The sequence below is a fragment of the Nostoc sp. CCY0012 genome (assembly GCF_963920855.1).
Taxonomy (GTDB): domain Bacteria; phylum Cyanobacteriota; class Cyanobacteriia; order Cyanobacteriales; family Nostocaceae; genus Cyanocohniella.
Map to the genome: position 1 here is coordinate 26,486 of NZ_CAWUDM010000014.1, position 14,141 is coordinate 40,626.

Here is a 14,141-nt window from a genome sequence, read left to right on the forward strand (position 1 = left end):
CATTAGGAGACAAATATGTTGAAAGACTTTTGGTATGCTTGTGAATTAAGCTCGGCTATTACCAATAAGCCTCAGCAAGTTGTGATGTTTAATCAGAGATTTGTCCTCTATCGTAACTCTCAAGGACAAATTATAGCTTTGAAAGACCAATGTCCCCATCGTGGTGCTGCCTTTTCTCTGGGTTGGATTGAAAAAGACTGTATTCGTTGTCCCTATCATGGATGGAAATTTCAAGCTGATGGGCAATGTAATGAAATTCCTTCTAATACACCAGGGACACCTATTCCTAAAAAAGCTCGTGTAGATAGTTACCCAATTAAAGAAAAATATGGTTTTGTTTGGCTATTTTATGGAGATTTACCAGAAGAACAACGTCCTCCTTTACCAACATTTCCAGAATACATGGTTTCCACCATGCGTCCTGTATATGATGATGGCATAGATAATGCTAACTATGCTCGTCTCATGGAAGCTAATCTCGATTTTACCCATGTGATTGCAGTCCATAGAAAATCTTTTGGTCAAAGAATACCTATCAATAAAACTATTAATTATGATGTGGAAAAATACGATTGGGGTGCAATTGCTAAAGTCAATTATGAGTCATTAGGTAACTCAAAAAGTTTTTTGAATTTTTTACTAGGTGGACGACCGGAATTAAAGACAAAATTGACTTTATATTTGCCTAATGTTACCCTCGCAGAAATTAGTGTAGGTAGAGGTAGCCGATTTGATATCAAGTTTGGAATTTTAGTTGCTCACCTACCCATTAATGAAAATACTACTCGTGTGAAACGCGTTTTATATCGTAATGTTTTACCTATACCTTGGTTAGATGGCTTTTTTAGAAAAATTGACCATAAACTTGCCCAAGAAGACACAGTAATAGTTGCTAGTTTAGATTCTCAATCAATGCCAAAAATATCAGATGAGCTGCATGTTGCGGCTGATGCTTTGGATATTACTTTTCGGAAGTTTTTACTAGAGGCTAGAGGCTAGAGGCTAGTCCCTCAATAAATGTACTTCATCAATCAATCGTGGGGAGAGAAATATGACTGATGTCCTAGAAAAATCTGTGACTCAACAAGTAACCATGCGTGGGGTAATTGACAAGTTTTTCAGACAGATGTTTGATAATACTTGCCAAGCACTAGCAGCGATAGATGGACAAAACTTATGTGAACAGTCGTGGAATCGTGACCACAAGGGTATCTGGACAGTTGGTGAAAGTACTAAAGAAGCCATATATATTGACCGAGTGCTACATAATGGCAATGTTTTAGAAAAGGTGGGAGCTAATTATGTAGCGATAGAGGGTGAATTACCTCCGGGAATGTCTTTTCAGCAATCAGGGGCCTTAGCTACAGGTGCAGCGGATCAAATGATTACCAAAAGAGGTAACCGCTTTTTCGCCACAGGTTCTAGTTTTGTGATTCATCCTCATAACCCGATGGCGCCGACTGCTCATGTGAACTACCGCTATTTTCAGATTAATAATAATAACCAACCAGTTTATTGGTGGCTGGGCGGTGGCGCTGACCTCACACCGGCATATCTATTTGAGGAAGATGCAGTTCATTTTCATCAGGTGCATAAAGAAGTTTGTGACAGGTACGACTCTGCTTATTATCCCCGCTTTAAAAAGTCGTGTGACGAGTACTTCCACATACCCCATCGTGGTGAACACCGAGGTATAGGTGGGATTTTCTTCGACCATCTCAATCACGGTAATTCCCAAAAACTGTTGTCTTTTGTGACCAATTGTGCTGATGCTTTTCTTCCTGCTTATATACCCATTGTTGAAAGACGCAAAGATATGCCCTTTACAGAAGAGAACAAGTATTGGCAGCATCTAGTGCGGGGACGTTATGTGGAATTTATTTTGTCATGCGATCGCGGCATTCGTTTTGGTCTAGCCAGTGGTATGGTGAAGCAGCAAAGTGTGTTCAATTGTATGCCGCCTGCTGCTAGCTGGGAATACGACGACCAACCCGTACCCGGTAGCAAAGAAGCAATGCTTAAAGAAGTATTGAAAAATCCTCGAAATTGGCTATAAATTTGCCGAGCCTGATCCTTATTAGGAACTGATGGAATCCTGAATCGAGAAGACCCAGCATAGTAAATAACATAGTCATTTTTGAGATGAAAAAAACAAAATCGCTGAAGAAAAAAGCCAAAAATGTGTTGAGGAATCGCTCCACTACCTACAACCAACGGCTGTCATTAATGGCGAATGGCTTTAGCTATGACACAACAAAACAACAACAAGGAACAACTAGTGAACTGGAAATAGATATTGCATTATCTTGCCTGAATGCTTGTAAATATGGGCTGATTTGGATAGTTGGACTTTGCTTGTATTCGAGTATTTAGAGACTGAGGATTGGGAGATGAGGGAGATAAAAACAAAGATGTTGGTACTCACCGAAAATATTTCCCCCCTACTCCCTGCCCCTGACAGGTGTAGGTATTTTACAAACGTGCCTGAAATGGAGTTTTTACGTTGGTTAACAACTCAAATTTTAGTTTCTGATTTCCCAACCAAGAACGAAATTTCGTTATTTGAACCACGTTTATCGCTCTGTTTGAGAGTGCCTACTCATACCCAAATAAAAAACCTACACTTGTGAGACTCCCTGCCCCCCTGCTTCTTCCCCCCCTACTCCCTTATTAATTATGAACATGGAAACTGAATTGGTTACGGGTAATCTTCGCATGGAAGACATCATCAATTTAGATGAAGCCAAATCCATGAATTTGTTTAGAAAACGATTTCAAAAATATAAAAAGCTGGTAGAGGAGCTAGGAGAAGCAGCGGCTTTTGAAAAGATGATGGAAAAATATCCTGAACAACAAAAGGCGTTGATGGGTACTTTTATTGATGACAATACTCTAGCTCAAGGTTTTCAGCAAGCTGCTCCCTTGCTAGGTTTGATGGGTTTTGTGATGGATGTAGTCGATGTCTCTCAACAGGGGACAGATGCAGCTTTAGAAATTCAAAGAGTTTGCCCGGTTCTTTCTCTTGCCAAAGAATACGGTTTTGATCATCCCTGTCATCTATTTTGTGAGATGGAACAAGAAGCCACAAGAAGAGCTTTTCCGGGAATTAAAGCGGCGATTTTAAGTAAACAAGCAGAAGGTGATTGTGTTTGTGTATTTAAGTATGAAAGAGCAAGTAACAAAATATTATTAACTAATATACAAGAGCTAAGTTTAAAACATCGCATTTTATCTTTAATGGGATTAGTACCTAACTTGTGTAAAGTTGCTTTCAAGATGATTAGATTACGTTTTTAACTAATAATAAGCATTGATTAATTATGATTTAACTCAATCTCATTCAGTTGCAGGAATAAAGAACATGAGATTGTTTACTGGCATCGCAATGACAAAAGCTCCATTTTTCACGACGAGGTTTAAATCAAATTCTTGAGGACTAAAGTCCTCACTACAAACTTTTTTCGTAGATAAAAAATTAACAATACCAATTTTATGAACAGTATCATTACCGATTTAAAACAAATTATTGCTGGAGAAGTTAGCAATAAAACGACAGATTTAGAGGTGGTTTCTCAAGATTTTGGTGGCATTATTCAAAAACAACCTCAAATTGTAATTCGTCCGCAAAATGCTAATGATGTGGCTCAAGCTATCAAATATGCTGCTAAACAAGGGTTAACTATTTCATCACGGGCCGCAGGACATTCGTTAGGTGGTCAATCTTTGAACCAAGGTGGAATCCTCTTGGATATGCGAAATTTCAATCAAATTCATGAGTTTCGCGCTGATGAACTTTGGTTCCAAGCTGATCCTGGTGTGACTTGGAAACAGATAGTTGATACAGCCATACCTCATGGTGTGATTCCGCCTGTCCTCACCAATAACTTTGAAGTTACCTTAGGGGGAACACTCTCGGCTGCTGGTTTAGGTTTGAGTTCTTTTCGTTACGGTTCTCAAGCTGATAATTGCTTGGGTTTGGAAGTTGTCACTGGAACGGGAGATATTGTTTGGTGTACACCAGAAGAAAATAGTGAACTTTTTTATCACGTTTTGTGTGGTTATGGACAGTTTGGGATTATTACTAAAGTCAAATGTCGTCTGAGAAAATATCGCCCTTATACTCGTAGTTATTTTCTTTGCTATGACGATTTAAATACTCTTTTACATGATGAACGTCGTCTAGCTTCGCAAGGGTATATTGATGGTTTAGTATCTTTATTCTCTCCCTGTTTACAAGGTGTATCTAGGGCGGAAAGTAAAATCAAACCGCTAATACAGTGGTTTTACAGAATGCAAATTACCATAGAAGTTGATTCTGTCAATGATATTAATGATGTGGAATCACTATATGATTTAAATTTTTATCGTCATGTGCATACCGAAGACTTGACTTTTGAACAGTTTATTCAACCCATAGGACAAGTACCTCATCCTGTGGGTACTGCTAATACTTGGATTGATATTTTATTACCTGCTAAACGGGCAAAAGAATTTATTGATCTTGCTCTCCAGTCTATACCTTCTTTTGTTGATTTTAGAACTGTACCAGTAGGTTCATTTTGTCTCAAAGCTGACAATCACAAATTGCCGATGTTTCCTTTACCTGATGATGATTTAATTATCGGCTTGGGTATGTATCCTACTGTGCCTAAATCTCAGATTACACCTGTGTTAGAGCAGTTAAATTTACTGACTGATTTGGGTTTCCAAATGGGTGGGAAAAGATATTTGGCGACTTGGGCGGACTTCGATCTACCAAGATGGCGATCGCAATTCGGTGACTACTGGCCAAAGGTCAATGAAATGAAGCAGAAATACGATCCTCAGCAAATACTCAATCCTGGTTTCTTTAAGTATGAGGCATTGGCTCAGGTTGGTGTCAAGTCTGGCGACTAGAAGTCGCGCGCCAGTTGCTTATGGGGGAGACCCCCAAGACCGCACTGGCTTGGCTACACAAACCAAACCCGCCTACGCGGGTTAAGACCCTTACCAGTAAACCTTATTTGCACCGACCTAGTTACAAAAGGGATTTGAGATGTTGCGAAATTCTGAGGAAATTAAGAAATCGTCTTTGTTTCCAGCTAATTTGCGTTGGTTAGCTGCTTTGGGTGTTACTTGTATGTTGGCCATGGGAACAGGTGTAGTTTATGTAACTCGTCAATCTAATACTACTAATACGAAAAGTCCGGTTATGACTACACCAGTTAATCAACCTGTGATGTCAACCATCAATGCACTAGGAAGATTAGAACCAGCGGGCGAAGTAATTAAAATTTCCGCTCCTACTGATCCTAGTGGTGGTAGTCGTGTTGCTGAACTTTTGGTAAGTGAGGGTAAAGAGGTACGCGCTGGAGAGGTAATTGCTATTTTAGATAATCGCGATCGCCTGCAAGCTAATTTAAAAGAAGCACAGCAAAAAATCCGAGTTGCTCAATCAAAGCTGGCGCAGGTGAAAGCCGGGGCGAAACAAGGTGAAATCTCGGCTAAAGAAGCAACTGTCAGCAATTTGCAAGCACAGTTAGAGGGAGAAATCCAGACTCAAAAAGCCAGCATTGCGCGTTTAGAAGCAGAGTTACAGAATGCAGAGATAGAATTTGGACGTTATGAAAGTCTTTACCAAGCAGGAGCGATCGCAGCTTCAGCGTTAGACGGTCGCAGATTAACTCTAAGAACCGCCCAAGAAGAATTAAATGGAGCGAAAGCCAGTTTAGCCAGAACCCAACGCACAATCACCGCCCAAATTAAAGAAGCCCAAGCCACCCTAGAACAAACAGCAGAAGTGCGCCCTACCGATATAGCCATAGCACAAGCAGAAATAGATAGTGCGATCGCCACGGCTGAAAAAATGCTAGTTGAACTGGAGGTAGCATATATCCGCGCTCCCAAAGCCGGCCAAATTCTGCGAATCCAAGCCCGTCCCGGCGAAACCATCGGCGAAGAAGGAATAGTGGAACTGGGACAAACTGATCAAATGTATGCGATCGCAGAAATTTATGAAAGTGACATTGGCAAAATTCGCCCCGGTCAAACTGCTAGTATTACCAGTCCTAGCAACGCCTTTGAGGGTAATTTAATAGGAAAAGTTGATCAAATAGGTTTAAAAGTAGCCAAAAAAGACGTTTTAGACAGCGACCCCACAGCAGCCACAGACGCCAGAGTAATTGAAGCCAAAATCCGTTTAGATCCAGCCGCCAGTCAACAAGTATCTAAATTTACTAACCTCCAAGTCAACATCGAAATAGATATTTAAATCAGGAAACAGGGGAATAATTTTGACTACTTCCCCATCTCTCTACTCCCCACTCCCTCTAATGTTTAAACCAAAAATTCCCCTAGCTTGGCGACAATTAATGAAGAAACAAGGGCGTTTTATTGTTGCCCTTTGTGGAATTACTTTTGCTGACTTTTTAATGTTAATGCAATTAGGTTTTCAGTCGGCTTTATATGATAGCAATACCCGCTTTCATGAATTGATAACAGCAGATGTAGTATTAATGAGTCGCCAAGGGCAAAATTTAGGATTACTTAGTAGTTTTCCCCGGCGGCGGTTACTTCAAGCTGCCAATTTATCTGAAGTTGAGTCAGTTAATCCCTTGTATATTCGCATAGGAGTTTGGAAAAGTCCCCAAACCAAATTAGATGAATCAATTTTGGTCATTGGCTTTAATCCCGAAAACCCTGTATTTAATTTACCAGAAGTTAATCAAAAGTTAGACCAGATTAAATATCCCAACACATTGTTATTTGACCGCAACTCTAGTGGTAAATATGAACAGGCGATCGCCCAAATTTCTCAAGGTCAATCTGTCTCTACAGAACTGCAAGGACGTAAAGTGAAAATTGGTGGTTTGTATGAAGTTGGGGCATCTTTTGTTGCTAATGGTAGTGTCATCACCAGTGACCAAAATTACTTGCGAATTTTCTCTGCACAGCAACCAGGTCAAGTCAATCTGGGTTTAATTAACCTCAAACCAGGTAGCGATGCTGATGTAGTGGCCAAAGCATTGCAGTCTTACCTTACCGATGATGTGAAAGTTTTTACTCGGCAGGAATTTATTGATTTTGAAAAGAAATATTGGCAGGAAAATGGCGCCATTGGTTTTATCTTTTCCTTGGGTGTCACCATTGGCTTTCTAGTTGGTGTAATTATTGTTTATCAAATTATATACAGTGATGTCATGGATCACTTGCCGGAATATGCCACCCTCAAAGCAATGGGTTATCGCAATGCTTACTTATTATTTGTAGTGTTGCAAGAGGCTTTGATTTTAGCGGTATGTGGTTTTATTCCTGGTGGATTTGTTTCGTTTTTTATGTACGGATTTACCAGAAATGTTACCAAATTACCCTTATTTATGACTCCTGACCGGATAATTTTAGTTCTAATTTTGACAATGATCATGTGTTTGATATCTGGTGCGATCGCTATGCGAAAACTAAACTCAGCTGACCCAGCCGATATTTTTTAATTTGAGCAATTGAGACTTTTAATTTCTGATTTTTGGTATTAAGTATCAACATTAAACTTTCTCATAGTATTTTGGCTGATTTTATGACAATAATCGAACCAAATAATTATGTTAATTATACGTAATAACAACCAGTGACTTTTATTACGAAAATAATTAATTTATGGGAAAATTTTGGATACATCCTAAAGGAAGATGAACTGTAAAATGAGTGTGTTTAAATTAATTTAGTACGTTGTTAAGCACAGCAATTATTTAGGTTTGGTTCACAGCCAAACCTTTTTTCTATATTATCCAGTATTTTATTATCAGTAGTTAAGATATTTGCACACATCCTTTAGGAGGATGAACTAAAGTAATAGAAGTTTTAAATTAATATTGGTGTAGTAAATGCTTGGTATACATAATGGCTTGGTTTAACCAAGCCTTTTCTCATGCAAAATTGTCGATTAACTAATTATTTGTGGTCGTTCACAGATTGTTGTCGCTATTAACTAATTATTTGTGGTCGTTCACAGATTGTTGTCGCTATTAACTAAGTAAGTGTTGCTTTAACAGAGCGTTGTCATTTGACCACCTTTGTCATTGCGACCGTAGGGAAGCAATCTCAAAGCCTTGATTTTCGTAGCGAGTACGTAAGTCCTATAGTATTGGTCTTGACTACGACAAACACCGTAGCCCACAGGTTAAAACCTGGGGCTATATCAACTCATTAAGGCTTAATAAGGCCACTTCCAATCACGAATTTCCGGCATATCTTCACCGTATTCTTCAATGTAGTGCTTGTGTTCAATTAACTTATCTTCTATCATCTGTTTGACATAAGCTGCTGTGTATCCTAGTTTCGGCACACGGTCAATTACGTCCATCACCAGATGAAAACGATCTAGATCGTTAAGCACAACCATATCAAAGGGAGTGGTAGTAGTACCTTCTTCCTTATAGCCACGCACGTGCAAGTTCTTGTGGTTGGTATGGCGATAAGTCAGACGATGAATTAACCAGGGATAGCCATGAAAAGCAAAGATAATCGGTTTATCGGTGGTAAAAATTGTGTCAAAATCTTTATTGCTTAAACCGTGGGGATGCTCACTTTGTGGCTGTAGTTTCATTAAATTCACTACGTTGACTACCCGCACCTTTAAGTCTGGGAAGTGCTGACGCAAAATATCAACAGCTGCCAAGGTTTCTAAAGTGGGAACATCCCCAGCACAAGCCATGACTACATCTGGTTCACTACCTTTATCATTGCTAGCCCATTCCCAAATGCCGATACCTTTAGTACAGTGCTTAATGGCGGCATCCATATCTAAAAATTGCAATGATGGTTGCTTCCCAGCGACTATGACATTGACATAGTGACGACTTCTCAAACAATGGTCTGTCACCGACAGCAAAGTATTGGCATCGGGGGGCAGATATACCCGAATAATCTCGGCTTTTTTGTTAAGTACATGGTCGATAAAACCAGGGTCTTGGTGAGAAAAACCGTTGTGGTCTTGTCGCCACACATGGGAAGTTAATAAGTAGTTGAGGGAAGCAATAGGTCGCCGCCAAGGGATATCATTGGTAGTTTTCAACCATTTGGCGTGTTGGTTAAACATTGAGTCAATGATGTGGATGAATGCCTCATAACAAGAGAAAAATCCGTGACGACCTGTTAGTAGGTAGCCTTCTAACCATCCTTGACAATTTGTTTCACTGAGAACTTCCATCACCCGACCATTAGCAGATAAATGCTCATCTTCTGGGAGAATTTCGGCTACCCAAGTCCGGTCTGTAACTTCTAGTACAGCATCTAGGCGATTTGAAGCGGTTTCGTCAGGGCCAAAGATGCGGAAGTTGCGATATTCTTCGTTGAGTTTCATCACATCCCGCAAGAATTTTCCCGTGACTCTAGTAGCTTCGGCATAGCCTTTACCTGGTTGACTGACATCAACAGCATAGTCCTGGAAATTGGGCATCTTCAGGTCACGTAGCAAAAGACCGCCGTTAGCATGAAGATTATCACCCATGCGCCGATGTCCTACGGGGGCGAGTTCTGCTAATTCGGGAATCAGTTTGCCATGTTCATCGAAGAGTTCTTCGGGTTTGTAACTCTTCATCCAGTTTTCTAGCAACTTCAAATGTTCTGGATTACCGACTACATTCCCAAAAGGAACTTGGTGCGATCGCCAGTAACCTTCGGTTTTTTTGCCATCTACTTCCTTCGGCCCTGTCCAACCTTTGGGGGTTCTGAGGATAATCATGGGCCATTGGGGACGCTTTTTAAAACCGTGTACCCTGGCTTCTCTTTGGATGTTTTGAATTTCTGCGATCGCAATGTCTAAAGTTGCGGCCATTTGTTGGTGAACATCTGCGGGTTCGGCACCTTCGACAAAGTAAGGTTTGTAACCATAACCTAAAAATAGATTTTCCAATTCTTCATAACTCAACCTTGCCAGTAAGGTGGGGTTAGCAATTTTATACCCGTTCAGGTGCAAAATGGGGAGGACTGCACCGTCATGGACAGGATTGAGAAACTTGTTGGAATGCCAGCTTGTTGCTAAAGCCCCTGTTTCTGCTTCGCCGTCACCCACTACAGCCGCCACAATCAAGTCAGGGTTATCAAAAGCTGCACCATAGGCATGGACAAGAGCATAACCCAGTTCACCACCTTCATGAATTGAACCGGGAGTTTCTGGGGCTACATGGCTAGGAATACCACCAGGAAAGGAAAACTGTTTGAAGAGTTTCTGCATTCCCTCAGCATCTTGGGAAATATTGGGGTAATACTTGCTGTATGTACCTTCCAAGTAGGTATTGGCTACTAGTCCTGGGCCACCATGACCAGGGCCAGCAATGTAGATGGCGTTGAGGTCGTACTTTTTGATGACTCGGTTGAAATGAACATAAATGAAGTTCAGCCCAGGTGTGGTTCCCCAGTGACCAAGGAGTCGGGGTTTGACGTGTTCCTGTTTTAAGGGTTCTCGCAGTAGGGGATTATCTAATAAATATATTTGCCCCACTGAAAGATAGTTAGCTGCACGCCAGTAAGCGTTGATTTTATGCAGTTCTCCGTCTGTTAACGGCTTGGTTTGTGGAGTACTTACTAAAGTCATATCCAACCCTACAAAAGTATTTTTACAAATTCGCCAGTATGCCAGTTTAGTTGTCTGTGGTCATCAGTCCATCTTACCCACGACAAAGTTTTCCAGGTTGTTACTGGAAGATTAGGCAACATTCTTCATGATTACGGTTAATCAATTGCCAATAAATAATTGCACAATGCCCATAATGTCTCCATGAAAGACTAACAAATTTAGTATCCCATTGAAAAATTTTTAAAATTGATTTTAAGCTTAATTTAATATTTGTTTTCAAAGAATAGAGGATTATCTGGTGTCAGCTTAATAATCTCTAATAGGTGCTAATTATAAATAGTTCTTTTGGTAGAGGCGGATTAGAAGATAAAAATATTTATTTATCTAATTTATATTTTATTATCGATCTGTCTGCTCACAGAGTATTCCTGCAAGGGCTTTGTAAAGTTGCAGACCAAACTTTGTGTGATTAATTATGTACAACTGCTTATTATAAATATTTAGGCGATCGCCAGTTAATTAAAGCTAGCCTAGAGATGAAATTTCTTAGATAAACACTATAGAGAAAATGCCAGATTCAGCATTTACTATCTTTATGATCTTCGGCTTTATTTGGATACTCATGGGAGTTGCTGCGGTAATTGCTCTTGTGAAGTCGGAAGGTCAAGCAATTCGCTTTGACAAATCAGCACTAATTGTATTTATCCCCATTATTGTCCCCATTGTGATTGTTCTGTTATATCAGGTTTTCAGACCATTTTTCCCCTAAAATCAAAACCTTATTCTGAAACAAACGATTGCGCGGAGCGCAGTGCCGGAGGCGATCGCACTTCGTCCACTGATAAACTTAATGCTTGGGCAATTTGTTCTACACTCAATCCCATTTGCAATAATTGAGGTACAGCATTTCTTCTGGCTTGTTCTGCTTGTTCAGCCCGTTGGTGTTCTTGTTCAGCCCGTTGGCGTTCTTGTTCTAAGCGTTGGGAAATCTCTGCATAACTTAAAAAACGTTCACCATCTGGACGATAAAGCTGCAACCCAGTCTCTGATGGTACGAAACGAATTTGTGATCTCGGACTTACCCAATCTGCCATTTGAGGGATGACATCTAAACCATCTTCACCACGCAGCCAACCCTGGAGATTATTGCTATCAGGATCATAAATGTAATACTCCTCTACACCATAGCGGTCATAGAAAAGTAGTTTCTTCTCCATCTCTACTTTTGTGTTGCTAGGAGAGAGAATCTCAAAGACTACTTGCGGTGCAATTTTACCTTCTTTCCATTGTAGATAAGATAAGCGATCGCCTTTCGGTCTGCCTATAACTACCATCACATCCGGGGCGTTGACAATGTTATTACGCCCTTCTACTGGATACCAAAATAAATCGCCAGCCACAAATACGTTTGGGTCATCAGCAAATAGCCAATCGAGATTTTGTTTAATTTCGACAATCCAGCGAAACTGAATCGTGTTATTCGCCACTGGTTTTCCGTCACTATCTGGATAAATGACCTCTGGTTGAGTCTGCGGTGGGATTTGCGATATCATAGCTTTGCCCTCAGCAGGATGTGGAATAGGGATGTTTTTAAGGTAGCAGAGAACTGCGGATATCTGAATAATTCACTGCCAATACTTGATTATTTAATTTTTGCCCAAAAACGGATAAATCCATAGGAATCGCTTGGTGTACCAGGACTTGTAGCGGGAGGTACATCCCCTAAGTTGACGACTACAACACCGCTATGATTAACGCCGCCACAGTCAATATTTGGGTAAACGGTTGTAGGTTCTACACCTGGAGGAAAATATTGACCACCATCACCATCTGCAATATTGGTCAGAGGTATGTTATCGCCGTTGTAACTTAGTAAAATGCCTTTATCTGCACCTAGTAAACCATTATTAAAGGCTGTGGGAATAAAAGTGGTATTTTGGGGCAGGCGATCGCACATTAATACATTAGGTGCAGTACTATCTCCTGTAGACAGGAAATAGATAGTATATTCTAGTTCGTCTTCTGGTAGCACCGTACCACCATTTAACCTACCTTGTAAATAATTAGCAAACCAATTGGGGTGATTATCATCTGCATCATGAGGCGCAGGGACATAATGGGGAGAGTTGATATCATTTACCCCATCAATGAGGTCAGTGTATCTGGTGGAATTAAGTGCTGTGATGCGCTTGACTAAAATAATATTGGGATTACTAGCTACAGGTTGGTTAAACCCGAAGTTTTGATTGGTGACAGGAGTACCAGAAAGATTCACAGCCAAGTTGTTTGCTGTAGTTAAGGTATGTCCATTAGGAATATCTGGGTCATTGGTATCTACTTGAATTGTATAATTACCGTTAGGAATACCTGTAAATAAGTATTCACCGTTACTACCTGTATTAGCAGTGGCGATCACAGTATTACTAGCATTAATTAATCTGACGCTGATATTAGCAGGTAAAGTTGGCTCACCATTATTGAAATTACTATCATTATTTTCGTCTTTGTAAAGATTACCAGAGATTGTAGTCAGACCATCAAGCATAAATATACCCCCTCCCGCCATCAAATCTAATCCTCCTGCTCCAGAAGCACCAGAGGTAGTGAGGGGAAAGTCAGTTAGATTAATTAAATCGTTGCTATCCGTAATATCACTAGGAAAAAGAGCATAACCATAGATTTTTTCACCCGGAGTCATGTCAAGAGACGATATAGAAATATAAATACCAGATATTGATTGTGAGGGAACTGTATGTGATGGTCTAAATACTGGTTCAAGTTCTTCTCGACGCATGACTGCGCTAGTAATACTAGTTCCACTATTACCCCAGGTATTTGCAGGAACGTTCTTTAAGGGGCCAAATTTACTAGGATTACCATTTGCATCTAGTTCTGTTATGGCGGCTATTTTGAACGGGTCATTCCCCCCACGTTCTAAAATCAAAAAACCAATATTTCCAAGAGACGCATTTGGTACAGCTAAACCTGCGGAAATAATATAATCAATGCGCTCAATATTATTACTAGCGGTACTAGCATCATTAGAAAAAGCATTGTCAATACCTCTATTAATGATAGTACTGAGCATAGCTTCAGCCATTGTGTTTGTATAAGAAGAACGCATTTGAGTATTATTAACTGACGGAAAGAAAACAAGTTGTCTTTCTCCAGTTGTATTAGCATTATTAATACGGCGAAACTCTACACTGTCAGCTAAATTTATTAAAGTGTAGTTCTGGGTTCCGACTTGAAAACCTGATAATACTAAGTCATTAGTTGCACCTACCCCAAATTGTAAATCGATATTGCTACCACAACCTCCAGGATAATTGCCAGTACTACATGGATTACCTACCTGAGTACTATAAGTACTAAATGTTCCTGTTTGGTATGTAGCAGTCACGCCAGTTATCCCCACTTGAGCCGCAACTGGACTCGCTGTTACCATTGCGATCGCTCCTGCTATCCCTAGATGCCAGCCAAGAGGAAAACACTGATTAATTGGGATTAATTTTTTAAATAAAAAGTTCATTTTTTGGTTCCGTTAATTATATTTAGATAATTCATATTTTGCTAAGTTCTAATCTTC

General features: G+C 40.1%; 11 protein-coding genes. 8 read left to right on the plus strand and 3 right to left on the minus strand.

Annotated features, from left to right (window positions below):
* Positions 1-15 precede the first annotated feature (15 nt).
* From ACM0OS_RS05675 to devC, 7 genes are all read left to right on the plus strand, one after another.
* Complete coding sequence (locus ACM0OS_RS05675) at positions 16-999, plus strand: Rieske 2Fe-2S domain-containing protein (protein WP_414542191.1); 984 nt, start codon at positions 16-18, stop codon at positions 997-999.
* Positions 1,000-1,051: 52 nt separating this feature from the next.
* On the plus strand, positions 1,052-2,056 hold the full coding sequence (hemF, locus tag ACM0OS_RS05680; protein WP_414542192.1) for an oxygen-dependent coproporphyrinogen oxidase: 1,005 nt from the start codon (positions 1,052-1,054) through the stop codon (positions 2,054-2,056).
* 86 nt (positions 2,057-2,142) lie between these two features.
* Positions 2,143-2,373, plus strand: coding sequence for a hypothetical protein (locus ACM0OS_RS05685; RefSeq protein ID WP_414542193.1), 231 nt, complete (start codon positions 2,143-2,145; stop codon positions 2,371-2,373).
* Between the two features lie 309 nt (positions 2,374-2,682).
* Positions 2,683-3,297 (plus strand): hypothetical protein, encoded by a 615-nt coding sequence (locus ACM0OS_RS05690; protein ID WP_414542194.1) that lies wholly within the window; start codon positions 2,683-2,685, stop codon positions 3,295-3,297.
* A gap of 195 nt (positions 3,298-3,492) precedes the next feature.
* Positions 3,493-4,896: an FAD-binding protein gene (locus ACM0OS_RS05695; RefSeq protein ID WP_414542195.1), complete on the plus strand. Its 1,404-nt coding sequence runs from the start codon at positions 3,493-3,495 to the stop codon at positions 4,894-4,896.
* Between the two features lie 139 nt (positions 4,897-5,035).
* Entirely contained in the window at positions 5,036-6,250 is a 1,215-nt protein-coding gene (locus tag ACM0OS_RS05700; protein ID WP_414542196.1) for an ABC exporter membrane fusion protein, read from the plus strand.
* A 61-nt stretch (positions 6,251-6,311) separates the two neighbouring features.
* Positions 6,312-7,469: an ABC transporter permease DevC gene (devC, locus tag ACM0OS_RS05705; protein WP_414542197.1), complete on the plus strand. Its 1,158-nt coding sequence runs from the start codon at positions 6,312-6,314 to the stop codon at positions 7,467-7,469.
* Positions 7,470-8,188: 719 nt separating this feature from the next.
* Here the strand turns inward: devC and ACM0OS_RS05710 are convergent.
* On the minus strand, positions 8,189-10,570 hold the full coding sequence (locus tag ACM0OS_RS05710; RefSeq protein WP_414542198.1) for a phosphoketolase: 2,382 nt from the start codon (positions 10,568-10,570) through the stop codon (positions 8,189-8,191).
* 550 nt (positions 10,571-11,120) lie between these two features.
* Between ACM0OS_RS05710 and ACM0OS_RS05715 the strand changes: the two genes are divergently transcribed.
* Positions 11,121-11,321, plus strand: a complete 201-nt coding sequence (locus tag ACM0OS_RS05715; protein ID WP_414542199.1) for a hypothetical protein — start codon at positions 11,121-11,123, stop codon at positions 11,319-11,321.
* A 10-nt stretch (positions 11,322-11,331) separates the two neighbouring features.
* Here ACM0OS_RS05715 and ACM0OS_RS05720 read toward each other — a convergent pair whose 3' ends face one another.
* Together ACM0OS_RS05720 and ACM0OS_RS05725 are read right to left on the minus strand one after the other, a co-directional pair.
* Positions 11,332-12,105 carry a Uma2 family endonuclease gene (locus ACM0OS_RS05720; protein WP_414542200.1) on the minus strand — a complete coding sequence of 258 codons (774 nt, stop codon included), beginning with the start codon at positions 12,103-12,105 and terminating at the stop codon, positions 11,332-11,334.
* Between the two features lie 89 nt (positions 12,106-12,194).
* The gene (locus tag ACM0OS_RS05725; RefSeq protein ID WP_414542201.1) at positions 12,195-14,084 is read right to left on the minus strand and encodes an SdrD B-like domain-containing protein; all 1,890 of its coding nucleotides are present in this window, start codon (positions 14,082-14,084) and stop codon (positions 12,195-12,197) included.
* Positions 14,085-14,141: the final 57 nt, after the last annotated feature.